Origin of the sequence: Enterobacter sp. I4, assembly GCF_022669095.1 — a bacterium.
In the GTDB taxonomy this organism is placed as follows: domain Bacteria; phylum Pseudomonadota; class Gammaproteobacteria; order Enterobacterales; family Enterobacteriaceae; genus Enterobacter; species Enterobacter pasteurii.
This window is the reverse complement of the sequence record NZ_JALBUO010000002.1, coordinates 181617-204666: the sequence shown is the minus strand read 5'-3', so window position 1 is coordinate 204666 and position 23050 is coordinate 181617. Positions and strand designations below refer to the sequence as shown.

Annotated in this window: 21 protein-coding genes; 15 read left to right on the top strand and 6 right to left on the bottom strand. The window is 56.9% G+C overall.

Annotation, left to right across the window (positions count from 1 at the left end; all coding sequences use genetic code 11):
* Positions 1–68 precede the first annotated feature (68 nt).
* Positions 69–1178, bottom strand: coding sequence for an AI-2E family transporter (locus MOQ06_RS13295; RefSeq protein WP_148420222.1), 1110 nt, complete (start codon positions 1176–1178; stop codon positions 69–71).
* A gap of 158 nt (positions 1179–1336) precedes the next feature.
* Here MOQ06_RS13295 and mmuP point away from each other — a divergent pair, with 158 nt between their 5' ends.
* The 6 genes from mmuP to tauD all read left to right on the top strand — a co-directional run bounded on the left by mmuP (position 1337) and on the right by tauD (position 7244).
* Positions 1337–2737, top strand: coding sequence for an S-methylmethionine permease (mmuP, locus tag MOQ06_RS13290; RefSeq protein ID WP_148420223.1), 1401 nt, complete (start codon positions 1337–1339; stop codon positions 2735–2737).
* Entirely contained in the window at positions 2724–3656 is a 933-nt protein-coding gene (gene mmuM, locus MOQ06_RS13285; protein ID WP_242173476.1) for a homocysteine S-methyltransferase, read from the top strand. Before mmuP ends, mmuM begins: the two co-directional genes overlap by 14 nt.
* Positions 3657–3831: 175 nt before the next feature.
* Positions 3832–4794 carry a taurine ABC transporter substrate-binding protein gene (tauA, locus tag MOQ06_RS13280; RefSeq protein ID WP_242173474.1) on the top strand — a complete coding sequence of 321 codons (963 nt, stop codon included), beginning with the start codon at positions 3832–3834 and terminating at the stop codon, positions 4792–4794.
* 10 nt (positions 4795–4804) lie between these two features.
* A complete protein-coding gene (gene tauB, locus MOQ06_RS13275; RefSeq protein ID WP_242173471.1) occupies positions 4805–5572 on the top strand; it encodes a taurine ABC transporter ATP-binding subunit in 768 nt (255 codons plus the stop codon).
* On the top strand, positions 5569–6396 hold the full coding sequence (gene tauC / locus MOQ06_RS13270; protein ID WP_176611080.1) for a taurine ABC transporter permease TauC: 828 nt from the start codon (positions 5569–5571) through the stop codon (positions 6394–6396). The genes tauB and tauC overlap by 4 nt, the downstream gene beginning before the upstream one ends.
* Positions 6393–7244, top strand: coding sequence for a taurine dioxygenase (gene tauD / locus MOQ06_RS13265; RefSeq protein WP_148420228.1), 852 nt, complete (start codon positions 6393–6395; stop codon positions 7242–7244). The genes tauC and tauD overlap by 4 nt, the downstream gene beginning before the upstream one ends.
* Positions 7245–7313: 69 nt before the next feature.
* Here the strand turns inward: tauD and MOQ06_RS13260 are convergent, their stop codons facing one another.
* Complete coding sequence (locus MOQ06_RS13260; protein WP_148420229.1) at positions 7314–9026, bottom strand: lysophospholipid acyltransferase family protein; 1713 nt, start codon at positions 9024–9026, stop codon at positions 7314–7316.
* A 72-nt stretch (positions 9027–9098) separates the two neighbouring features.
* Positions 9099–10073, bottom strand: coding sequence for a porphobilinogen synthase (gene hemB, locus MOQ06_RS13255; protein ID WP_242173468.1), 975 nt, complete (start codon positions 10071–10073; stop codon positions 9099–9101).
* Positions 10074–10524: 451 nt separating this feature from the next.
* Here hemB and MOQ06_RS13250 point away from each other — a divergent pair, with 451 nt between their 5' ends.
* Together MOQ06_RS13250 and MOQ06_RS13245 are read left to right on the top strand one after the other, a co-directional pair.
* Entirely contained in the window at positions 10525–13299 is a 2775-nt protein-coding gene (locus MOQ06_RS13250) for an autotransporter outer membrane beta-barrel domain-containing protein (RefSeq protein ID WP_242173465.1), read from the top strand.
* 86 nt (positions 13300–13385) lie between these two features.
* Entirely contained in the window at positions 13386–14012 is a 627-nt protein-coding gene (locus tag MOQ06_RS13245) for a helix-turn-helix domain-containing protein (RefSeq protein WP_242173461.1), read from the top strand.
* A gap of 2 nt (positions 14013–14014) precedes the next feature.
* Here MOQ06_RS13245 and ampH read toward each other — a convergent pair whose 3' ends face one another.
* Complete coding sequence (gene ampH, locus MOQ06_RS13240) at positions 14015–15175, bottom strand: D-alanyl-D-alanine-carboxypeptidase/endopeptidase AmpH (RefSeq protein WP_148420232.1); 1161 nt, start codon at positions 15173–15175, stop codon at positions 14015–14017.
* Positions 15176–15526: 351 nt separating this feature from the next.
* Here ampH and sbmA point away from each other — a divergent pair, with 351 nt between their 5' ends.
* Positions 15527–16747, top strand: coding sequence for a peptide antibiotic transporter SbmA (sbmA, locus tag MOQ06_RS13235; RefSeq protein ID WP_242173458.1), 1221 nt, complete (start codon positions 15527–15529; stop codon positions 16745–16747).
* Between the two features lie 14 nt (positions 16748–16761).
* Entirely contained in the window at positions 16762–17859 is a 1098-nt protein-coding gene (locus tag MOQ06_RS13230) for a DUF1615 domain-containing protein (RefSeq protein ID WP_242173454.1), read from the top strand.
* Here the strand turns inward: MOQ06_RS13230 and MOQ06_RS13225 are convergent, their stop codons facing one another.
* Entirely contained in the window at positions 17860–18162 is a 303-nt protein-coding gene (locus MOQ06_RS13225; RefSeq protein WP_148420235.1) for a DUF2755 family protein, read from the bottom strand.
* Between the two features lie 247 nt (positions 18163–18409).
* On the opposite strand from MOQ06_RS13225, the gene MOQ06_RS13220 reads away from it, so the two are divergent.
* A complete protein-coding gene (locus MOQ06_RS13220; protein ID WP_242173452.1) occupies positions 18410–18646 on the top strand; it encodes a DUF2754 domain-containing protein in 237 nt (78 codons plus the stop codon).
* On the opposite strand, the gene ddlA is transcribed toward MOQ06_RS13220, so the two are convergent.
* A complete protein-coding gene (ddlA, locus tag MOQ06_RS13215; protein ID WP_193355694.1) occupies positions 18643–19743 on the bottom strand; it encodes a D-alanine--D-alanine ligase in 1101 nt (366 codons plus the stop codon). The genes MOQ06_RS13220 and ddlA overlap by 4 nt on opposite strands.
* Before the next feature lie 104 nt (positions 19744–19847).
* Between ddlA and MOQ06_RS13210 the strand changes: the two genes are divergently transcribed.
* The 4 genes from MOQ06_RS13210 to psiF all read left to right on the top strand — a co-directional run bounded on the left by MOQ06_RS13210 (position 19848) and on the right by psiF (position 22987).
* Positions 19848–20531, top strand: coding sequence for an extensin family protein (locus MOQ06_RS13210; RefSeq protein ID WP_176611074.1), 684 nt, complete (start codon positions 19848–19850; stop codon positions 20529–20531).
* 169 nt (positions 20532–20700) lie between these two features.
* Positions 20701–21915, top strand: a complete 1215-nt coding sequence (locus tag MOQ06_RS13205) for a multidrug efflux MFS transporter (protein WP_242173450.1) — start codon at positions 20701–20703, stop codon at positions 21913–21915.
* Between the two features lie 208 nt (positions 21916–22123).
* Positions 22124–22384 carry an anti-adapter protein IraP gene (gene iraP, locus MOQ06_RS13200; protein ID WP_148420240.1) on the top strand — a complete coding sequence of 87 codons (261 nt, stop codon included), beginning with the start codon at positions 22124–22126 and terminating at the stop codon, positions 22382–22384.
* A gap of 282 nt (positions 22385–22666) precedes the next feature.
* Entirely contained in the window at positions 22667–22987 is a 321-nt protein-coding gene (psiF, locus tag MOQ06_RS13195; protein ID WP_148420241.1) for a phosphate starvation-inducible protein PsiF, read from the top strand.
* Positions 22988–23050 lie beyond the last annotated feature (63 nt).

Here is a 23050-nt window from a genome sequence, read left to right as displayed (position 1 = left end):
TTATAGAAAACCGCTGATTTATGGCGAAAAAAAAGGCGGCACGGGGCCGCCTTTCAGAACGTCTGCTTTCAGAGATCCCGAGGGTTTCTTCCCTCTTCGATAAAGTCTGCGTCCAGCTCCTCGGCATTGCCTTCGTGATCGCGCCCGGAGAAGAGGTTCCAGCAGGCGATAAACAGGGCGGCAATCAGCGGCCCAATCACGAAGCCGTTAATGCCGTACAGCTCCATACCGCCGAGCGTGGTGATCAAAATCAGGTAGTCCGGCATTTTGGTGTCTTTGCCCACCAGCAACGGACGTAATAAGTTATCGACCAGCCCGACAACGATCACAAAGAAGCCAACGATGAAAAGGCCCTGCCACAGCTGGTGGGTGGCGAACAGGAAGATGGCTGCGGGAACCCAGACGATGGCCGACCCGACGGCAGGCACCAGAGAGAGGAACGCCATCAGCGCGCCCCACAATACGCTGCCGTCAATACCGACAATGGCAAAGGCGATACCGCCAAGCGTGCCCTGAACCACGGCCACAACCGCCGTGCCTTTTACCGTGGCGCGCGACACGCCGACAAACTTGGCGAACAGGTGCTGCTTAACGAAGTCAGACAGCGGGAGCGAATCGAGGATCTGGCGCACCAGATACGGCCCGTCTTTCAGCAGGAAAAACAGCAGATACAGCATAATGCCGAAGCTGATGGCAAAGCCGAACGTGCCTTTACCAATCAGGAACGCGCTGCCCGCCAGATACTGTCCGCCCTGTAATGCGACATCGGAAAGTTTTTTCTGGATCTGCGCGGCGTTGGTCAGGTTGTGATCCGCCAGGAAACCGCTGGCCCAGTCCGGCAGGCGGTTGAAGATCCCCGCGACCACCTCAGGAAATTGCGTGTTGTTCTGTTGCAGCTTGGTGTAGACCACATTCAGCTCCAGCGCGAGCGATGAAAGGATCGCCATCAGCGGAATAAAAACAATCAGGCAGATAATGCCGAGCGTCAGGAGCGACGCCAGCCCGTTACGATCGCCCAGCGCGGTACGCAGTTTGTTTTTCACCGGGTTGAAAATAATCGTCAGGATCGCGGCCCACAGGATCGCCGAGAAATAGGGGGACAGCACGTCAAAGAAGGCCCAGGTAACGAGGGCGAGGATAAAGATGAAGAAACCTTTGGTCAGTCCGTTAAAGCGCATAGTGAGTCCTGGTGTAGAAGAAACTGTGTCGACTATAGAACCGATTTACGTATTTACCAATAATTGCGCCGATGCGGAGTCGGGTGGCTTTTTGTTAACAATCGCGGTATAACACCTTATCTTTGGATGTTTAGATGTCCATACGTTTAGAAGGTAATATGCAAACACAACAAGAAAACGGGCAGCTTAAGCGCACCATGAAAACCCGCCACCTGATTATGCTCTCGCTGGGCGGCGTGATTGGCACAGGGTTATTCTTCAACACTGGATACATTATTTCAACGACCGGCGCGGCGGGCACGCTGCTGGCGTACCTGATCGGGGCGCTGGTGGTCTGGCTGGTAATGCAGTGTCTGGGCGAGCTCTCCGTGGCGATGCCGGAAACCGGGGCGTTTCACGTCTACGCCGCTCGCTATCTTGGCCCGGCGACGGGGTATACCGTGGCCTGGCTCTACTGGCTGACCTGGACGGTGGCGCTCGGGTCGAGTTTTACCGCGGCCGGGTTCTGTATGCAGTACTGGTTTCCGCAGGTACCCGTCTGGACGTGGTGCGTTGTCTTTTGCGCGGTAATTTTTGGTCTTAACGTGATTTCCACGCGCTTCTTCGCGGAAGGGGAATTCTGGTTCTCGCTGGTCAAGGTTGTCACCATCGTCGCCTTTATTATTCTCGGCGGCGCGGCCATCTTTGGCTTCATCCCGATGGCGGACGGATCTGCCGCGCCGGGGCTGAGCAACATTACTGCCGAAGGCTGGTTCCCGCACGGCGGCCTGCCGATCCTGATGACCATGGTGGCGGTTAACTTTGCCTTCTCCGGAACGGAGCTTATCGGCATCGCGGCGGGTGAAACGGAAAATCCCCACAAGGTTATCCCGGTGGCCATACGCACCACCATCGCGCGGCTTATCATCTTCTTTATCGGCACCGTGTTCGTGCTGGCGGCGCTGATCCCAATGCAGCAGGCTGGGGTTGAGAAAAGCCCGTTCGTGCTGGTGTTTGAAAAGGTCGGCATTCCGTATGCGGCGGATATCTTTAACTTCGTGATTCTGACGGCGATCCTCTCGGCGGCGAATTCCGGCCTCTACGCGTCTGGGCGCATGCTCTGGTCGCTGTCTAACGAGAACACGCTGCCGCGCTGCTTTGCCCGCGTTAACAAAAACGGCGTGCCGCTGACGGCCCTTTCCGTTTCCATGCTCGGCGGGGTGCTGGCGCTGTTCTCCAGCGTAGTTGCGCCGGATACGGTGTTTGTGGCGCTGTCCGCTATCTCCGGCTTTGCGGTGGTGGCGGTGTGGATCAGCATCTGCGCGTCGCACTTCGTGTTTCGCCGCCGTCACGTGCAGTCCGGCCAGCCGCTATCCGCGTTGCAGTATCGCGCGCCATGGTATCCGCTGGTGCCCGTGCTGGGCTTTATCCTCTGCCTGGTGGCCTGCGTCGGCCTGTGGTTTGACCCCAGCCAGCGTATTGCCCTTTATTGCGGGCTTCCGTTTGTCGCCCTGTGTTATGGTGCGTACTACCTGACCCGAAACCTGACAACGCAGGAGCCTGAACATGTCGCAGAATAATCCGCTTACCGCCCTCCTTGAAAAGCAGCCGTTTGTGGTGCTGGATGGGGCAATGGCAACGGAGCTGGAAGCGCGCGGTTATAACCTTGCCGACAGCCTCTGGTCGGCCAAAGTGCTGATGGAAAACCCTGAGCCGATCCGCGACGTGCACCTCGACTACTACCGCGCGGGTGCACAGGTGGCCATCACCGCCAGCTATCAGGCCACGCCCGCAGGCTTTGCCGCTCGCGGGCTGGATGAGGCGCAATCCCGGGCGCTGATTGGCAAAAGCGTGGAGCTGGCGCGTAAGGCGCGCGAAGCGTATCTGGCGGAGAACGCGCAGGCGGGCACGCTGCTGGTTGCGGGATCCGTCGGCCCTTACGGCGCGTACCTGGCCGATGGCTCTGAATATCGTGGCGACTATGTGCGTAGCGCTGAAGAATTTACCGCCTTCCACCGCCCCCGCGTGGAGGCGCTGCTGGATGCGGGCGCGGACCTGCTGGCCTGTGAAACGCTGCCCTCTTTCGTCGAAATCAACGCGCTGGCCGCGTTGCTGACCGCCTATCCCCGCGCCCGGGCGTGGTTCTCGTTTACCCTGCGCGATAGCGAGCATCTGAGCGACGGTACGCCGCTGCGTGACGTGGTTTCTGCTCTGGAAGGCTACCCGCAGGTTGTCGCCCTGGGCATTAACTGTATCGCGCTGGAGCACACTACGGCGGCGCTGACGCATCTGCACGGCCTGACATCGCTGCCGCTGGTGGTCTACCCGAACTCGGGTGAGCATTATGATGCGGTGAGCAAAACCTGGCATCATCACGGCGAAGCCTGCGAAACGCTGGTGGGGTATTTACCGCAGTGGCTGGAGGCAGGCGCGAGGCTGATTGGCGGCTGCTGTCGGACCACGCCGAAAGATATCGCTGAGCTGAACGCGCAGCGCTGATACCTCACCCTAGCCCTCTCCCGGTGGGAGAGGGAAAAAAACAACCGCACAAAATTCACTATCCTTTCCCGTTTTTTTTCTAAAAACGAATCGTCATTAGCGATGCTTTTTAATTCCTTTATCAAAATTCCCGCGCCGGAAATACTGCCCTCATAACAACAGGGGAGCAGATACTATGGCAATTTCATCGCGAATCACATTACTCGGCGCACTGGCGCTGTGGGCTTTTCAGGCGCAGGCGGTGGACGTGACCGTCGCGTATCAAACCTCTGCGGAACCGGCGAAAGTCGCGCAGGCGGATAATACCTTCGCCAAAGAGAGCGGTGCGAAAGTCGACTGGCGCAAGTTCGACAGCGGCGCGGCGATTGTGCGGGCGTTAGCCTCCGGCGACGTGCAGATTGGCAATCTCGGCTCCAGCCCGCTGGCGGTGGCCGCCAGCCAGCAGGTGCCGATTGAAGTTTTCCTGCTGGCGTCGCAGCTCGGAAATTCCGAAGCGCTGGTGGTGAAGAAAACCATCACTAAACCTGACGATCTGATCGGCAAACGCATCGCGGTGCCGTTTATCTCCACCACCCATTACAGCCTGCTGGCAGCCCTCAGACACTGGGGCATTAAGCCGGGCCAGGTGCAAATTCTGAATCTTCAGCCTCCGGCGATAATCGCGGCCTGGCAGCGCGGCGACATTGATGGCGCCTACGTCTGGGCCCCCGCCGTCAACGCGCTGGAAAAAGACGGCACCGTGCTGACCGACTCCGAAAAAGTGGGGCAGTGGGGCGCGCCAACCCTCGACGTCTGGGTGGTTCGTAAGGACTTTGCCGAAAAACACCCTGAGGTGGTGAAAGCCTTTGCCAGAAGCGCCATTGACGCCCAGCAGCCCTACATCCGCAACCCGGATGAGTGGCTTAAGCAGCCTGCGAACCTGGAAAAGCTCTCACGTCTGAGCGGCGTACCGGAAGCGGACGTGCCGGGGCTGGTGAAGGGCAATACCTATCTGACGCCTGCGCAGCAGGTCCAGCAGCTGAACGGGCCGGTGAGCAAAGCGATTGCAGATACCGCGGCGTTCCTGAAAGAGCAGGGCAAAGTGCCTGCGGTGGCGGCGGACTATAGCGCCTACGTGACCGATCGCTTCGTGAAATAAGGGGGCTGCAATGCTGAACATTACCAACCTGTCCGCCGATTACGACGGCAAGCCGGCCCTGAAGGAGATCAACCTGACGCTGGACAGCGGCGAACTGCTGGTCGTGCTGGGGCCGTCCGGCTGCGGGAAAACGACGCTGCTGAACCTGATTGCCGGGTTTATACCGTATCAGCACGGCACAATTCAGCTGGAAGGAAAAAAGGTGGAAGGCCCGGGCGCGGAGCGCGGCGTGGTCTTTCAAAATGAAGGGCTGCTCCCTTGGCGTAACGTGCAGGAGAACGTCGCGCTTGGTCTGCAGCTGGCCGGAGTCGAGCGTGAGCGGCGTCTGAATACCGCGCGCGACATGCTGAAAAAGGTTGGGCTGGAAGGTGCCGAAAAACGCTTTATCTGGCAGCTTTCGGGCGGGCAGCGCCAGCGCGTCGGCATCGCCCGCGCGCTGGCGGCCAACCCGCAGCTTCTGCTGCTGGACGAACCTTTCGGCGCGCTGGACGCCTTCACCCGCGAGCAGATGCAAACTCTGCTGCTGCGCCTGTGGCACGAGACCGGTAAGCAGGTGCTGTTGATTACCCACGATATCGAAGAAGCGGTATTTATGGCGACGGAACTGGTGCTGCTCTCGCCGGGGCCAGGGCGGGTGCTGGAGCGTCTGCCGCTAGCGTTTGCCCGGCGCTATGTGGCGGGAGAGCCGGTGCGCAGCATCAAATCCGATCCGCTGTTTATCGAGAAGCGGGAGTACATCTTAAGCCGCGTGTTCGAGCAGCGGGAGGCGTTCTCATGAGCATTATCTTCAGTGAAAAATCCCGCCGTACCGGGTTGCGCTGGCGCTGGCCTGTGCCGCGTCAACTCACGCTGAGCGTTGGCACGGTGGTGGTATTGCTGGCGTTGTGGTGGGCGGTGGCCGCGCAGCAGTGGATCAGCCCGCTGTTTCTGCCGCCGCCGGGTCAGGTTCTGGAAAAGCTGATCGCCATCGCCGGGCCGCAGGGCTTTATGGATGCCACGCTCTGGCAGCACGCGGGCGCCAGCCTGTCGCGTATTCTGGTGGCGCTGCTCGCGGCGGTCTTTATTGGCGTTCCGGTGGGGATCGCGATGGGGCTGAGTTCGACGCTGCGCGGCATTCTCGACCCGCTGATTGAGCTTTACCGTCCCGTGCCGCCGCTGGCTTATCTGCCTCTGATGGTGATCTGGTTTGGCATCGGCGAGACCTCAAAAATCCTGCTGATATATCTGGCGATTTTCGCGCCGGTAGCCATGTCGGCTCTGGCCGGCGTAAAAAGCGCTCAGCAGGTACGCATTCGTGCGGCGCAGTCGCTCGGCGCCAGCCGCGCTCAGGTGCTGCTGTTCGTTATTTTACCGGGCGCGCTGCCGGAGATTTTAACCGGGCTGCGCATCGGCCTTGGCGTGGGCTGGTCAACGTTGGTCGCCGCGGAGCTGATTGCCGCCACGCGCGGCCTGGGATTTATGGTGCAGTCGGCGGGGGAGTTCCTGGCGACTGACGTGGTGCTGGCAGGGATCGCGGTAATCGCCGCAATCGCCTTTGGTTTAGAACTGGGACTGCGCGCGCTACAGCGTCGCCTGACGCCCTGGCATGGAGAAATACAATGAGTGAACGTCTGACCATTACCCCGCTGGGGCCGTACATTGGCGCGCAGGTGTCGGGCCTGGACGTGACCCGTCCGCTGAGCGATAACCAGTTTGAGCAGCTGTACCACGCGGTGCTGCGCCATCAGGTGGTGTTCCTGCGCGAGCAGGCCATCACCCCGCAGCAGCAGCGCGCGCTGGCGCTGCGCTTTGGCGACCTGCATATCCACCCGGTTTATCCGCATGCGGAAGGCGTGGAGGAAATTATCGTGCTGGATACCCACAACGATAATCCGCCGGATAACGACAACTGGCATACGGATGTGACCTTTATCGAGACGCCTCCGGCCGGAGCGATTCTGGCGGCAAAACGGCTGCCGGAGACCGGGGGAGATACGCTGTGGGCCAGCGGTATTGCGGCCTTTGAGGCGCTCTCCGCGCCGTTTCAGACCCTGCTGAGTGGTTTGCGGGCGGAGCATGATTTTAAAAAATCGTTCCAGGAATATAAGTACCGTAAGACGCAAGAGGAGCACCAGCGCTGGCTGGAGGCGGTCGCGAAGCATCCGCCGCTGCTGCACCCGGTGGTGCGTACCCATCCGGTGACGGGCAGGCAGGCGCTGTTTGTGAACGAAGGGTTTACCACACGCATTGTGGATCTGACGGAAAAAGAGAGCGAGGCGCTGCTCGGCTTCCTGTTTGCCCATATCACCAAACCGGAGTTTCAGGTGCGCTGGCGCTGGCAGGAGAACGATCTGGCGATCTGGGATAACCGCGTGACGCAGCATTATGCCAATGCGGATTATCTGCCGCAGCGAAGGATTATGCAGCGGGCAACGATTTTGGGGGATAAGCCGTTCTACCGTGCGGTTTGAGCTCCTCACCCTAACCCTCTCCCCAAAGGGGCGAGGGGACTGACCGGGGCGGTTTTCACCCTCTCCCTTTTAGGGTGAGGGTATTAAATGCGCCTCAATATACCGCTGATAGCGGTTCGCCTTCAGGTAACACAGGTCTACCAGCACCAGCCCGTCGACGCAGTTGTTAAACGCCGGGTCGCTGCCAAAATCAATAAACTGCACGCCGCCCGGCTCGCATAGCTCGGAATACTGTTTATAGAGCGGGGGGATGCCGCAGCCCAGATTGCCGAGCAGGGATTTCAGCTTCGTCAGATCGTCCACGTAATCCACGCCGCCAAACTGGGCCAGCACGTCCGGAAGTGAGGCCGGGTAGGGCTGACGCGAGGCGGCTAACGGGTGGCTGGCCGGAAACCAGAGGCGATAAAACGCCACCAGCAGATCCCGCGCGGCTGGCGGTAAACCGCCGGAGATCGAGACCGGACCAAACAGGTAGCGGTAGTGCGGATAGCGCGCCAGATAGGCACCAATGCCCGACCACAGATAGTCCAGGCCGCGACGCCCCCAGTAGCGCGGCTGTATAAAGCTTCGCCCCAGCTCAATGCCGTGCTCCAGAATGTCCTGCATTTTTTCGTCGTAGTGGAACAGGCTGTAGCTGTACAACCCCTCGACGCCCCGCTTTTCCACCTGCATGGCCGTTGGCATAAAGCGGTACGCACCGACAATCTCCAGATCGTCGTCATCCCACAGGATGAGGTGCAGATAATCATCATCATAGCTGTCGGTATCCCGACGCTTCCCGCTGCCTTCCTCCACGGCGCGAAAGGCAATCTCGCGCAGGCGTCCCAGCTCGCGCAGCAGCGGCGCGTCTTCCTGGCCGTTGCGCTGCCAGAGATAGATGGTTTTACCGTCGCTGGTTTTGCCCAGACACTCGGCCTGTGCCAGCTCGCGCTTCAGCGTGGCCCTGTCTTCAGGACGGGCAATGGCGCACCGGGTTTTAAAGACGCCAGGCAGTCCCTTGCCAAGACGTATCACGTGCTGACGGCACTGCTCGGCCATTTCACGCGATGAAAGGGTGGCGCTAAAGCCGGCATTCCAGGCAATCTGCTGGCCGATTTTAATCGGCAGCTGGCTGTGACGGCGGCGAAACATCTGTTGCATCAGCAGCAGCATGGACAGCGTCGGCGAGACCAGCGTGCTGGCATAAAAAAGCAGGCTGTTGTGCGCCTGAATATGCACCGGCAGCAGCGGCACCCGCAGCTTGCCGGCCAGCTTGATAAAGCCCGGATGCCATTTTTTATCGCGGATGCCTTTGCGCGTGGGACGGGAAACTTCTCCCGCCGGGAAGAAGATCAGCACGCCGGCGTTTTGCAGATGTTGCTCCATCTGCACCAGCGACGCTTTTGCGGTCCTGCCACCCATATTGTCCACGGGAATAAACAGCGAACTGAGCGGTTCCAGATGGGACAGCATCCGGTTAGTGACCACCTTGACGTCGCGGCGCACGCGGGAGACGGCATACAGCAGCGCGAGCCCGTCAAGGGTGCCCGTCGGGTGGTTAGCCATCACAATTAGCGGGCCGTGTTCGGGGATTTGTTCGAGATCGCGTGCGGATACGGTACAGAGAATATCAAGGTGTTCCAGAACCTGCTCCACCATGTCCAGCCCTTTCAGGTGACGGTGGCTGGCGGCAAACTGCTGAAATTCGTCTTCGTGGAACAGTCTTTTTAACAGACTTTTTTGCCAGGGTGCGGGCCTCGCCTGAGGCCAAAGGTCATCGAGAACGCTGTCGAGACTAAACATGATCACTCCTCCTGCCGTCTTGCCCAGACAGTAGAAGGAGGAGATGTCGGTTGTATTGCAGTTTGGTGAAGATTAGCGGAGGATTTTTTTCTCGGCCAGATCCAGCGCGAAGTAGCTGAAGATCAGATCCGCGCCCGCGCGTTTGATCGCCCCGAGGCTTTCGAGGATCACTTTCTCTTCGTCGATGGCGCCGGCCTGCGCGGCGAATTTGATCATCGCGTACTCGCCGCTCACCTGGTATGCGCCCAGCGGCAGCTCGGTGCGTTCGCGGATGTCGCGCAGGATATCCAGATACGCACCCGCCGGTTTCACCATCAGGCAGTCTGCGCCCTGAGCTTCATCCAGCAGCGATTCACGAATGGCTTCGCGGCGGTTCAGCGGGTTCATCTGGTAGGTTTTACGATCGCCTTTCAGCGCCGTGCCCGCTGCTTCGCGGAACGGGCCGTAGAAGGAGGAGGCGAATTTGGTGGAGTAGGACATGATGGCGGTGTCGGTGAAGCCAGCGGCATCCAGCGCCTGGCGGATCGCCTGCACCTGGCCGTCCATCGCCGCGGAAGGCGCAATGAAATCTGCACCCGCAGCGGCGGCGACAACCGCCTGCTTGCCAAGATTCAGCAGGGTTGCGTCATTGTCCACGCCGTGATCGCACAGCACACCGCAGTGGCCGTGAGAGGTGTATTCGCAGAAGCAGGTATCGGACATGACGATCATCTCCGGTACGGTCTCTTTACAGATGCGAGACATACGGGCGACGAGGCCGTCCTCTTTCCAGGCATCGCTGCCGGTAGCGTCGGTGTGGTGGGAGATCCCGAACGTCATCACCGAGCGGATCCCCGCATTCGCAATGTGTTCGATCTCGCGGGCCAGATGCTTTTCTGGAATGCGCATCACGCCTGGCATCGCGTCGATGGCTTTGTAGTCATCGATCTCTTCTTCAACAAAAATCGGCAACACCAGATCGTTTAGGGTCAGTGTTGTCTCTTCAAACATGGCGCGCAGTGCGGGTGACTTGCGCAGGCGACGGGGACGTGCAATTAAATCGGTCATGGTATGCCTGATGTTTGTGGAACAAAGAGGGATAGTGTACCTGAAAGCCGGGGGCGGTGTTTTACTAAAGTGGGCTTTTTGATTTTGCAAAATGCGCCGAAACGCGCGGCAATGCATTTATTTATTCCAAACGTAAACAGGTTTTTTTACTCGCTTTGAAATATTGGTGTTATTTCTGTATCGCAGGGAAAGTATCATTATAAATGATCTATTATTTTTTATTATATTTTCTTAGCCAATACAATAATCGTGCAATGTGCTGATTTTATGATTTTTATTTATAATGGCTGATATAAATCCGGGTGGTAAATCTTATTTGTCTGGATACGGACTTAATGGAATCATTCATTGAACCTTTTCGAAATGAAACTGCATAATTCCTTCCGCAATTAAAAATTGCTAAATGATTTGATGGACAAACTTGCTTACGTCCCTGAGGAGGGATGACCCAATGCAAACATGGAAAAAGAAACTGGTTGTATCTCAACTTGCATTAGCCTGCACCCTGGCTATCGCTTCTCAGGCCAATGCGAAAGATATATCAGGAACGACATATAATACTTTTGGATATGACAATACGGCATCCGCGCCGTGGTTTTATGGTTACGCTGACTGGAATTATTCAGACGCCACCCATGACGGTGATATTTATCCGGTCGTGAATAAATCAACCGTGAACGGGGTTATTTCGACGTACTATCTGGATGATGGTGCCAATGGCCGCGCGCATGCGCTGAGCATTTCTAACAGCACCGTTAACGGCATGATCACGTCAAAATGCATGACCACGACGTGTGCGGATGGCCTGGATACCGACGGTACCCATCATACCCAGTACGATCGTTTCAGCCTGACGGTGGATCACTCCACCATCAACGATACGTACGAGCATTACGCGTATGATGTCGTCAACGGTGATACCACTGAAACGCATTATCAGGACACCTATGGTCTGGGTAACGCCATTACCCTGGACGTTGAGTCTGATATCGTCATTCAGAACAATTCCCACGTCGCGGGTATCACCCTGACCCAGGGTTATCAGGAACTGGATAACACCCCCTACGACGGCGTAGAAGGCGTGGCTAACAGCAGCAACGTCTTTACCGATACGCTGGTGGTGAAAGACTCTGTGCTGACCTCCGGCGCGTACAGCGATCTGGGCACCAGCGGGTTCTATGGTCAAACGGCGAAGCCGAGCGACTACGGTGAAACCAACGCCACCGGTGCGGATGACGCGGCACTGATCGTCGCCGCCGGCGCGTCGGATAACGCCATGCAAACCAAGGCTACCTTCGATCGCTCCACCGTGACGGGTGACATTCTTTTCTCCAGCACCTTCGATAACAACTTCTACGAGAATGGCGATGCGGCAACGGACACCACAGACGATGGCGTCTACAACCCAACCACCAACGGCTGGGATGGCACCGATAAGCTGGATGTTACGCTGACAAACGGCAGTAAGTGGGTCGGTGCAGCGCAGTCCAGCGTGGAAGCTATCGGCACGTCGCAGATGTATGGTCAGGGCTACAGCAACGTTGACTGGCACGCGCTGTCCCCGAACAGCATCTGGCCTGACTCTACCTTCGACAGCAACGGCCACGTTGCCGGTGAAGAGGTTTATCAGAGCGGTCTGTTCAACGTGGCGCTGGATAACGGTTCCGAGTGGGATACCCGTAAGGTCTCTAACATTGACGCGCTGACGGTGAACAACCACTCTCAGGTCAACCTCGAAAACTCTGGCCTGCTGGCGGATTCCATCACCCTGACCAATGCGTCTACCCTGAATATCGGCGACAGCGGAGCCGTGGCAACCGACAGCCTGTATCTGGACAGCGGCAGCCGCGCGGCACTGACTGAAGAGACCGCCGATCTGTATGCCAACACCATTACCGTGGATAACGGTGCAGAGCTGGCGCTTGGACTGGGCCAGGCCGATACGCACAATATGGTGCTGACCGACGGCGGTGTGCTCAACGTTGCCAGCCGCGATTATGTGCTGAACAGCGACCTGAACAACGCTCGCTACATCACCAACGATCGGTACAAAGCGGATTACGACTATGGTGTTGTCGCGCTGAACTCTGACGGCCATCTGGCGGTGAATGGTGATGTTGCGGGTAACTATAAGGTGCGCATCGACGATGCAACCGGCGCAGGTTCCGTTGCCGACTACAAAAACAAAGAGATCGTTCGCGTCTACGACAATAACGCGGATACCGCAGCCAGCTTTACTGCCGCAAACAAAGCCGATTTAGGTGCATACACTTATCAGGCGCAGCAGAAGGGCGACACGGTTGTTCTGGAGCAGAAAGCGCTGACCGACTACGCCAACATGGCGCTGAGCATTCCTTCAGCCAATACCAACATCTGGAATCTGCAGCAGGATACCGTGGGCACGCGTCTGACCAACAGCCGTCATGGCCTGGCCGACAGCGGCGGAGCATGGGTGAGCTACTTCGGCGGCAACTTTGACGCGGATAATGGCACCGTCAGCTACGATCAGGACGTAAGCGGCATTATGGTTGGCCTGGATACCCAGATCGACGGTAACAATGCGAAGTGGATTGTCGGCGGTGCGGCAGGCTTCGCGAAGGGCGATATCAGCGATCGTACGGGTCAGGTCGACCAGGACAGCCAGACGGCGATGATCTACGCGTCGGCGAAGTTCATGAACGACATCTTCCTCGACAGTTCCCTGAGCTACACCCGCTTCAACAACGAGCTCTCTGCCACAATGAGCAACGGCCAGTACGTTGATGGTGATACCACCACTGACGCCGTTGGCTTTGGGATGAAGCTGGGCTATGACTGGAAACCAAACCTGTCCGGCTACATCACCCCTTATGCGGCGCTCTCCGGCCTGTTCCAGTCTGGTGATGACTACCAGTTAAGCAACGACATGCGTATTGATGGTCAGTCTTACGACAGCATGCGCTATGAACTCGGCGTGGATGCAGGTTATACCTTCAACTACGGCGGTGAACAGGCGCTGACGCCTTACTTCAAACTGGCTTACGTGTATGACGATGCCGACAACAATGCGGATATCAACACTGACAGTATTGATAACGGCGTTGAAGGCTCGGCAGTTCGCGTGGGGCTGGGCACCCAGTTCAGCTTCACGAAAAACTTCAGTGCTTACACTGACGCGACTTATCTGGGCGGCGGCGACGTTGACCAGAACTGGGGAGCAAACCTGGGTGTGAAATATACCTGGTAAAGAAAGCGCGGGGGATTTTACCCCCGCTTTTTTATATGGTTTAAAAATAATAAAGAACCGACAGATACAGATGACTTGAGGTATGCATGAACGTTAATGCGAAACCACTTTCTGAATTAAGCCGGCTCGTAAAGTGTCTGGAAGTCGCCGGTACCCCCTTTAAGCACGAACCACAGCAATTAATAACAACCGGCAATAATGATGATGAGCCATCCACCTTTGTAATACAGTCCGGGCTAATCGCCGTTCACCGTAAAACAGATGAGCTTCTTGTAGGTATTGCGCGGGCACCTTTTATCTATGGGTTGAGCGCATGGGTAAATGACAGCTATCTGGAATATTCCCTGATGGCACAAACCCCCTGTTCTGGCTTTTATTTACCCGCCTCAACGACGTGCCAGCTTATTCAGCAGGAGGATCTCTGGCAGGATGCTTTCTGCTGGCTCTCCTGGATTAACCATATTATGGGTAAGCGCGATATGCAGCTGGTGGGAAATAGTTCCTACAGCCAGATACGGGCGATGCTGATCAATATGGCCGAGTGGGATGACACGCTACGCTCAAAAATTGGTGTTATGAATCATATTCAGCGTAGCACGCGTATTTCACGCTCGGTGGTTGCAGAAGTACTGGCGGCGCTGCGGCAGGGGAATTACATCAATATGAGCCGGGGCAAGCTGGTCAGTATTAACCGCTTGCCCACGGACTATTGAGGCTAGTTCGACGCGGTAAGAACCTGCGCTTTGTTGGCGCTCAGTTCGGCGACCAGGTTATTCACGCCATCACTCATATTCACGAAGCGCGTGTTCGGGGAGCGGGTGACCACCACAAACGCTCCCACGTTTGATTGCGGAATCATCGCCATGTAGGTGATGAATCCGCCGCCCCCACCGGTTTTCTGAATAATACCCGGACGGCCCTCTTTCGGCGCCATATACACCCAGCCCAGACCGAGGGCATCCGCCTTCCCGGGAACGTCCATGCCGGTGACGCGACGTAACTGCGCACGCTGGTAGATAAGCGTCTGCATACGGTCGGCCTGATTGCTGCGCGCGTAAAAATCTGAAGATAGGAACTGCTGCATCCAGCGCATCATATCGCCGGGCGTGGAGTAAACGCCTCCGCTGCCAACGGCCGCCAGCGTGTTGTTACACGGGCTTGCCCCTTTCTCTGCCACCATCAGGCGTTTGCACTGGTCCGGGGATGGGGTAAAGGTGGTGTCCTTCATCCCGAGCGGACGCGTGATTTGTTCTTCAAACAGCTGCGGGTAGGGTTTACCCGATGCCGTCGCCAGGGCATCGGCCAGCAGATCGAACGCCAGATTTGAATAGCCAGCCTGCGAGCCCGGGGCAGACTTCAGGGTCGCGGTGCTCAGGTAGTTCCAGCGCTGCTCGCGGGTTGGCCAGACAAATACAGGGCGATGCGCGGCGCCGCCGGGCTGTTCTCGCGGCAGGGCGCTGGTATGGGTCGCCAGGTTAACCAGCCGGATCGGCGTTCCCTGATATGTCGGAACGCGGGCGCCGGGCGGCGCGTATTTGCTGAGCGGATCGTCGAGTTTCACCACGCCCTGATCGAGCAGCTTCACCAGCATTTCACTGGTCATCAGCTTGGTTATGGAAGCCACACGGACAACGGAATCCAGCTGGGGGCGAACGTTATTTCCCGGGCGCGTTTCACCAAAGCTGCGAAACACCCGCTGGTTACCGTCGATCACCACCAGCGCCATACCTGTCGCCCCACTGCCGTAATAGATAAGGTTTGCATAGCGATCGGCAATGTCAGAGGCCAGCACCGGGGCCGTCAGAGGCTGAGCTGCCTGGGCGGTAGACAGGCTCACCGCACACAGCGCGGCGAAAGAGAGCAGACAACGTTTCAACGAAAAACATCCATCAAGTGAATAAGGAAAGTTACGGGTATTTATACTACTAATCGGCACGGAGCAATGGCCCGATTTGCATAACGATAGCGAGAAAAACGTAACCATGGGTAAATAACAATAAATTACTTGCGACCCGGCTCCCATTTTGTGACATCGACCGTATGATAGTCGCTATGATGGCTGCTGCAGATGAAACGGACCGAAACAATTCCGGGAAACCGGAAAGCGAACTAATAATTAAGCCGCAGGTCTGACTTTTTTGCCTGAGCCGGGCGGCTGGCACAGGCAAGGTTTCGCGTGGTGATATGTTGAGCACAGCAACAGCCATAACAACAAGAAGGAAGCACAATGTTTAAGTCTTTTTTCCCAAAGCCGGGGCCATTTTTTCTGTCGGCATTTATTTGGGCAGTGCTGGCTGTCATTTTCTGGCAGGCCGGTGGCGGCGCGTGGTTGACCCGTCTTACGGGCGCGACGGGCGATATTCCCATTAGCGCGGCGCGCTTCTGGTCCATGAGCTATCTGCTTTTCTACGCCTATTACATGCTCTGCGTGGGGCTGTTCGCCATCTTCTGGTTCCTCTATTCACCTCACCGCTGGCAGTACTGGTCGATTCTCGGCACGTCGTTAATTATCTTTGTTACCTGGTTCCTGGTGGAAGTGGGCGTGGCGGTCAACGCCTGGTATGCGCCGTTCTACGATCTGATCCAGACGGCACTGAGCTCGCCGCACAAGGTGACCATAAACCAGTTTTACCATGAGGTGGGCGTTTTCCTTGGCATCGCCCTCATCGCCGTGGTGATCGGCGTGATGAATAACTTCTTCGTCAGCCACTACGTGTTCCGCTGGCGTACCGCGATGAACGAACACTATATGGCGCACTGGCAGCACCTGCGTCATATCGAAGGTGCGGCACAGCGTGTGCAGGAAGACACCATGCGCTTTGCCTCTACCCTTGAGAATATGGGCGTGAGCTTTATCAATGCCATCATGACGCTGATCGCCTTCCTGCCGGTGCTCGTGACGCTCTCGTCACATGTTCCGGAGCTGCCGATAGTCGGCCATCTGCCGTACGGCCTGGTGATTGCCGCGATTGTCTGGTCGCTGATGGGGACCGGGCTGCTGGCCGTGGTGGGGATCAAGCTGCCCGGGCTGGAGTTCAAAAATCAGCGCGTGGAGGCGGCCTACCGTAAAGAGCTGGTGTATGGCGAAGACGATCCTGACCGTGCGTCACCGCCTACCGTGCGTGAGCTGTTTGGCGCCGTACGTCGTAACTACTTCCGTCTCTACTTCCATTACATGTATTTTAATATCGCGCGCATTCTTTATTTGCAGGTTGATAACGTTTTCGGGTTGTTCCTGCTGTTCCCGTCTATCGTTGCGGGTACCATTACGCTCGGTCTGATGACCCAGATCACCAACGTCTTTGGTCAGGTTCGCGGTTCGTTCCAGTACCTGATTAGCTCCTGGACCACGCTGGTGGAGCTGATGTCCATCTATAAGCGTTTACGCAGCTTCGAACGTGAGCTGGACGATAAGGATCTGCAGGAAGTTACTCATACATTAGGATAAGACAGGGAACTGCTATGCCATTTGCCGTACCACGTGCGTTACCGCTGACGTTGCTCGCCGCCTTCGTGCTGGCGGGCTGTGCCGAAAAAGGGGCCGCACCGCTCAAGGAAGGTGAAAAGCCTGTGGATGTGGCGAGCGTCGTGCGGCAAAAAATGCCCGCCAGCGTGAAGGATCGCAATGCGTGGGCGCAGGCCCTGGCAACGACCTTCAAAAGCCAGAAGATAGCGCCTACCGAGGAGAATATCTGCTCGGTGCTGGCGGTGGCGCAGCAGGAGTCGATGTATCAGTCAGATCCTGTCGTGCCCGGCCTGAACAAAATCGCCTGGAAAGAGATTGACCGCCGGGCCGAATCGTTACACATCCCGGTCTTCCTTGTGCATACCGCCCTTAAAATCTCCTCGCCAGACGGTAAAAGCTACAGCGAACGGCTGGATGCGGTGAAGACCGAGAAACAGCTCAGCGCCATTTTCGACGATCTAATCAATATGGTGCCGATGGGGCAGAGGCTGTTTGGCTCGCTGAACCCGGTGCATACCGGCGGCCCGATGCAGGTCAGCATCGCCTTTGCGGAAAAACATACCGACGGCTATCCGTGGGAGATCGACGGTACGGTGCGTCAGGAGGTCTTCTCCCTGCGCGGTGGGCTGTGGTTTGGGACTTATCACCTGCTGAACTATCCGGCTAATTACGACAAACCGCTGTATCGCTTTGCTGACTTTAACGCGGGCTGGTACGCCAGCCGAAACGCGGCCTTCCAGAATGCGGTAAGCCGCGCCAGCGGCGTGAAGCTGGCCCTGGACGGCGATCTGATTGCTTACGGCAGCAGCGAGGCGGGTACCACCGAACGAGCGGTGCGTAAACTTTCGTCAAAGCTTGGGATGAGCGACAGCGATATCCGCCGTCAGCTGGAGAAGGGCGACAGCCTGGCGTTTGAGAAAACGGATTTGTATAAGCAGGTGTTTACGCTGGCAGAGAAGAAGAGTGGTAAACCGTTACCGAGAGCCGTTCTGCCGGGTATTCAGCTGGAAAGCCCGAAGATCACGCGTAACCTGACGACCGCCTGGTTCGCGAAACGCGTGGACGATCGTCGGGCGCGCTGTATGGGGCTGTAATCAGCGGCGGTGGCGCCAGCGCAGGACGAGTGCAATCACGCCCAGAACCATGCTGCCCGCGAGGAAGGGGATGAGCCCGAAGACGGTGCTCACGCCTAAACCGATTTCAACGCGCGGGCGGCCTGTATCCTGAACCTGCATCAGCTGCTCATACACGCCAGGGGCATGCACCAGCATGTTCAGCAGCTGGGTTCCCGCCCAGAAGCAAAACAGAACAAACAGGGCATAGGCAATATTCCCCGCCGTGGAGGTTTTTGGTTGTTTTCCGCCAAAAATCGGTTTCGACAATGTAAAGTCTGCCATAAGACCTCCCGAAATATCACTCTGTTTTAATACGCGTCGTACAGGGTGAGTGTGACAGGTCATAGCATTTGTCAATATCAGAATCGTGGGAAATACGGCTCAGGATTCCTCCTGGATTGTCGATTTCTGCATCACGTCACAAATTGATAACATAAGTGAAACTTTGCCACATTTCAGAATTTACGTATTCGCCACAGTTGCCTGCATTAAAATGTGAGAGGATAGCTTTTTTTCTGCCGGAGTTGTCATGAAGCTCACTTCCAAACTACGCCGTGACTGGCATTACTACGCCTTTGCTATCGGGCTGATCTTTATTCTTAACGGTGTTGTCGGGCTGCTGGGATTTGAAGCTAAGGGCTGGCAAACCTACGCGGTTGGGCTGGTGACCTGGATTATCAGTTTCTGGCTGGCGGGACTCATTATCCGCCGCCGTCCCGATGAGGCGACGGCGGATCGTACGGAAACGACGGAAAAAGTCGATTAACCGCTTACGGAACTCTTCAGGGCGCTGTCTGCAGCGTGACGCTCCAGCGCCAGTTCAATCAGGCGTGTGATCAGCTCCGGATAGCTTATCCCGCTGGCCTGCCACAGTTTCGGGTACATGCTAATGTTGGTAAAGCCCGGCAGGGTGTTAATTTCGTTAATCACCACCTCGTTATCCGGCGTCAGGAACACGTCGACGCGCGCCATCCCGCAGCATCCAAGGGCCTGATAGGCTTGAATGGCGATCGCCCGGATCTTATCGTTAACGTCAGGATCGAGCGCGGCCGGCACCACAACCTGAGCACCTTTGTCGTCAATATATTTGGTGTCGTAGGAGTAGAAGTCGCTGTTCAATACCACCTCACCGCAGGTGCTCGCCTGTGGGAAATCGTTGCCCAGCACGGCGCACTCAATTTCACGGCCTTTAATTCCCTGCTCAACCACCACCTTATGGTCAAACTCAAAGGCCAGACGAACGGCGTCGGTAAACTGCGCTTCGCTGGTCACCTTGCTGACGCCAACGGAAGAGCCCTGATTCGCGGGTTTGACGAACAGCGGCAGACCGAGCTGCGCCTCAATCTTCGCGAAGCTGTATCGATCGCGGTTGGCGCGGGTGAGCGTCACGAAGGGCGCAATATTCAGACCGGCATCGCGCAGCAGGCGTTTAGTGACGTCCTTATCCATGCAGGCGGCAGAGCCCAGCACGTCGGAGCCGACAAACGGCAGGTTGGCCATACGCAGCATGCCCTGCAGGGAGCCATCTTCACCCAGCGTGCCGTGCACGATAGGGAATACCACGTCAATCTGTGCCAGCGCCTGGGCGTTACCGGCATCAATAAGCTGCCCCTGCACCACGCCTGGCACAGTCGCGACGCTGATATCTGAAGGATTAAGGGCGATATGCGCCGGATCGTCAGCATTCAGCAGATACTGGCTGGCGTCGTTAACATGCCACTGGCCCTGTTTATCAATGCCCAGCAGCACGACGTCAAAACGGCTTTTATCAATCGCATCAACGATATTTTTGGCCGATTGCAATGACACCTCGTGCTCTGCCGATTTTCCCCCAAAGACAATACCTACGCGCTGCTTAGCCATCTCACTCTCTTCCAGTCTGACGAAAAGCCAATAACATACCACGATGCCCGGCGGGTTTCGCGGCCTTCTGCCATAATGTTTTGAGGGATGCTGAAGGAGGGCGCGTGAGGGGAAAAGGTCTGCTTATTCTTATCGTTATTGCCGGGATTGCCGCGGTGGGCTACCGCTGGCTGCCGCCGCATTACAACCCTTTCGTGCCGCTTACGCTTGACGATCCGCCCGGAAAAATAACCCAGCTTAAGCTTCGGCGCTTAACGCCTCAGGCGTGCGAAAGCCTGCTGGCGCAGGCCAATCAGCGCCAGCTCATCCGCACTCAGGCCGTCGCTGACAGCGCCGGTGAATGCCCGCTGAGTAACGTGGTGCGGGTGCGCGATTTTGGTCCGGTCAGCCTGAACAGCAGCTTTCTTGCCAGCTGTCCGCTGGCGTTAAGTTCTGCTCTGTTTGTCAGCCAGCAGGCGCGGCCGCTCACCCAGTCCTGGACGGGAAGCAAGCTCACGCGCATCGAACACCTCGGCAGCTTTGCCTGCCGCAACATCTACAGCCGTCCGGACGCGCGGCGCAGCGAACACGCCACGGCGGACGCGCTGGATATCAGCGCCTTCCGGCTGGCAAACGGAGAGCGCGTTACCATACTCAACGGCTGGAAGGCGGACAAGACCAGGCCCTGGCTACAGGCGCTGCTGTCGGCAAGCTGCGGCTATTACGGTAACGGCCTGGGGCCGGACTATAATGCCGCCCATGCCAACCATTTCCATCTCGGGATGCGCGGGTATGGGTTATGCCGCTAAAGCATAATCTTCCGCCAGAAATTGGATGTTTTGTGACTTATTTCACAAATATGATGACTGGGCAGATAAAACACTGAAGTCTGCAGGGTCGCATCTCTGGCGCTATCTCATTACGCGTAACTTGCTAATCTGTCGGCGAATTCGCCTAAAAATGAAGACTATTTCTGTTATGGAATCCTGGAAAGTTAACCTCATCTCAGTCTGGTTCGGCTGTTTCTTCACCGGACTGGCTATCAGCCAGATATTACCCTTCCTGCCGCTGTACGTGTCGCAGCTCGGGGTGACTTCCCATGAAGCGCTCTCCATGTGGTCCGGCCTGACGTTCAGCGTGACGTTTCTGGTATCCGCCATCGTGTCGCCGATGTGGGGCAGCCTGGCGGATCGCAAGGGGCGCAAGCTGATGCTGCTGCGCGCCTCGCTGGGGATGGCGATTGCCATCCTGCTTCAGGCCTTCGCGACCAACGTCTGGCAGCTGTTTATTCTGCGGGCAATCATGGGGCTGACTTCCGGGTATATCCCGAATGCGATGGCGCTGGTGGCCTCTCAGGTACCGCGTGAGCGAAGCGGCTGGGCGCTTAGCACGCTTTCCACCGCGCAGATTAGCGGGGTCATTGGCGGCCCGCTGCTCGGCGGTTTCCTGGCCGACCACGTTGGCCTGCGCGCGGTCTTTATCATCACCGCCATTCTGCTGACGATAAGCTTCCTGGTTACGCTTTTTCTGATCAAAGAGGGCGGGCGGCCAATGGTCAGCAAATCCGAACGCCTGAGCGGCAAGGCGGTATTCGCCTCGCTGCCTTATCCTGGCCTGATGATTAGCCTCTTCGTTACGACGATGGTGATCCAGCTTTGCAACGGCTCGGTGGGGCCTATCCTGGCGCTGTTTATTAAGTCAATGGAGCCGGACAGCAGCAACATCGCGTTTCTGAGCGGGATGATTGCCGCCGTGCCGGGCGTGTCGGCGCTGATGTCTGCGCCGCGTCTGGGGAAGCTGGGCGACAGGATCGGGACGGCGCGTATCCTGATGGCGACGCTTGTCATTGCGGTGATCCTCTTCTTTGCCATGTCGTTTGTCACGACGCCGCTTCAGCTCGGGGTGCTCCGTTTCCTGCTTGGCTTTGCGGATGGCGCCATGCTGCCTGCGGTTCAGACGCTGCTGGTGAAATATTCCAGTGACCAGGTGACCGGCCGCATTTTTGGCTATAACCAGTCTTTTATGTATTTAGGCAACGTAGCCGGCCCGCTCATTGGCGCATCGGTTTCGGCAATGGCGGGGTTCCGCTGGGTATTTGCCGCGACGGCGGTCGTGGTGCTTCTGAATATTATACAGCTGGCCTTCGCCTTGCGCCGTCGCAGGCAAATCGCCGCGGCAAAATCAGCCCGGTAAGCGCGATAAAATATTATTAATTCTTATGAAGGCCGCATTTTTATATAACGAAATGCGGCCCTTTTTTTAAAGAAAAACGTTTCGCTGTCAGGGCTGAATATCATTTTTGGCAGCGACGTCACTTTTGCATAAGATAAAACTAATCCATGCTTTTCATTATTCAGGGAGAGTGCTAATTTCAGGGAAAATCACATAAGGAAATAGCGCCATGAAAAATCTCATTGCTGAGTTGTTGGTTAAGCTTGCCCAAAAGGAAGAAGAGTCGAAAGAGCTGGTCGCCCAGGTTGAGGCGCTTGAAATTGTCGTCACGGCGCTGCTGCGACAGATGGCGCAGCCGGAACAACAGGCGCTGATCGATAACGTTGAAGGCGCGCTGGACAAGGCTCGCCCCGATTCACAGGTGCCCGCTGAAGATGCGGAGCTGCTTCAGCAATACGTAAAAAAGCTATTAAGGCATCCTCGCACCTAGCCTGCTGAATGCGAATAGGGCATGTCATAGAATTGTCATGCAGGATGCCTGTAGTCGCTCTGTTTTTATTTCAGGTAGTAATATTAACTGAAGCAGAGCGCGCTTTTACACCGCGTTATGTCCTCTGTTAAATATCTCTCTTTTGGCGAGTCCCGGTAATGATAACCACGCCGCGTGCGGGCTGAAATAACCGAGAAACCCGACGAAAAACATGGTTGCAGGGTGGTTTTTTTCCCGCAACGAATCAGACTTAACGTGGAACTTCACATAAAGGATGGTGCAATGAAAACAACATTACTGGTTACCCTGTTATCCGGCCTGTGTCTGATCGCCTCAGCGCACGCGGAAGAGAAAACCCTGACCCCGCAGCAGCAGCGCATGACAACCTGTAATCAACAGGCAACGTCGCAAAGCCTGAAAGGGGACGCCCGCAAAACCTATATGAGCGACTGTCTTAAAAACGGCGCGACTAAACCGGGCGAAAAAAGCCTGACTCCGCAGCAGCAAAAAATGCGCGAATGTAACGCCCAGGCAACGCAGCAGATGCTGAAAGGGGACGATCGCAGCAAGTTTATGAGCGCGTGTCTTAAGAAACAGGCGTAGTGCTAACGGGTGAGCCGCGGCGCTGGCTCACCCGAAATTTCATACTTTCCCCGACATGCCCCT

What these genes read in the sequence shown, in the direction of transcription:
- tauD (WP_148420228.1), top strand. Translation starts at nt 6,393, where the DNA reads ATGAGTGAACGTCTGACCATTACCCCGCTGGGGCCGTACATTGGCGCG.
- mmuM (WP_242173476.1), top strand. Translation starts at nt 2,724, where the DNA reads ATGTCGCAGAATAATCCGCTTACCGCCCTCCTTGAAAAGCAGCCGTTT.
- ddlA (WP_193355694.1), bottom strand. Translation starts at nt 19,743, where the DNA reads ATGGCTAAGCAGCGCGTAGGTATTGTCTTTGGGGGAAAATCGGCAGAG.
- MOQ06_RS13230 (WP_242173454.1), top strand. Translation starts at nt 16,762, where the DNA reads ATGCCATTTGCCGTACCACGTGCGTTACCGCTGACGTTGCTCGCCGCC.
- MOQ06_RS13225 (WP_148420235.1), bottom strand. Translation starts at nt 18,162, where the DNA reads ATGGCAGACTTTACATTGTCGAAACCGATTTTTGGCGGAAAACAACCA.
- tauC (WP_176611080.1), top strand. Translation starts at nt 5,569, where the DNA reads ATGAGCATTATCTTCAGTGAAAAATCCCGCCGTACCGGGTTGCGCTGG.
- hemB (WP_242173468.1), bottom strand. Translation starts at nt 10,073, where the DNA reads ATGACCGATTTAATTGCACGTCCCCGTCGCCTGCGCAAGTCACCCGCA.
- MOQ06_RS13260 (WP_148420229.1), bottom strand. Translation starts at nt 9,026, where the DNA reads ATGTTTAGTCTCGACAGCGTTCTCGATGACCTTTGGCCTCAGGCGAGG.
- tauB (WP_242173471.1), top strand. Translation starts at nt 4,805, where the DNA reads ATGCTGAACATTACCAACCTGTCCGCCGATTACGACGGCAAGCCGGCC.
- sbmA (WP_242173458.1), top strand. Translation starts at nt 15,527, where the DNA reads ATGTTTAAGTCTTTTTTCCCAAAGCCGGGGCCATTTTTTCTGTCGGCA.
- MOQ06_RS13205 (WP_242173450.1), top strand. Translation starts at nt 20,701, where the DNA reads ATGGAATCCTGGAAAGTTAACCTCATCTCAGTCTGGTTCGGCTGTTTC.
- psiF (WP_148420241.1), top strand. Translation starts at nt 22,667, where the DNA reads ATGAAAACAACATTACTGGTTACCCTGTTATCCGGCCTGTGTCTGATC.
- MOQ06_RS13250 (WP_242173465.1), top strand. Translation starts at nt 10,525, where the DNA reads ATGCAAACATGGAAAAAGAAACTGGTTGTATCTCAACTTGCATTAGCC.
- mmuP (WP_148420223.1), top strand. Translation starts at nt 1,337, where the DNA reads ATGCAAACACAACAAGAAAACGGGCAGCTTAAGCGCACCATGAAAACC.
- MOQ06_RS13245 (WP_242173461.1), top strand. Translation starts at nt 13,386, where the DNA reads ATGAACGTTAATGCGAAACCACTTTCTGAATTAAGCCGGCTCGTAAAG.
- MOQ06_RS13295 (WP_148420222.1), bottom strand. Translation starts at nt 1,178, where the DNA reads ATGCGCTTTAACGGACTGACCAAAGGTTTCTTCATCTTTATCCTCGCC.
- iraP (WP_148420240.1), top strand. Translation starts at nt 22,124, where the DNA reads ATGAAAAATCTCATTGCTGAGTTGTTGGTTAAGCTTGCCCAAAAGGAA.
- tauA (WP_242173474.1), top strand. Translation starts at nt 3,832, where the DNA reads ATGGCAATTTCATCGCGAATCACATTACTCGGCGCACTGGCGCTGTGG.
- MOQ06_RS13220 (WP_242173452.1), top strand. Translation starts at nt 18,410, where the DNA reads ATGAAGCTCACTTCCAAACTACGCCGTGACTGGCATTACTACGCCTTT.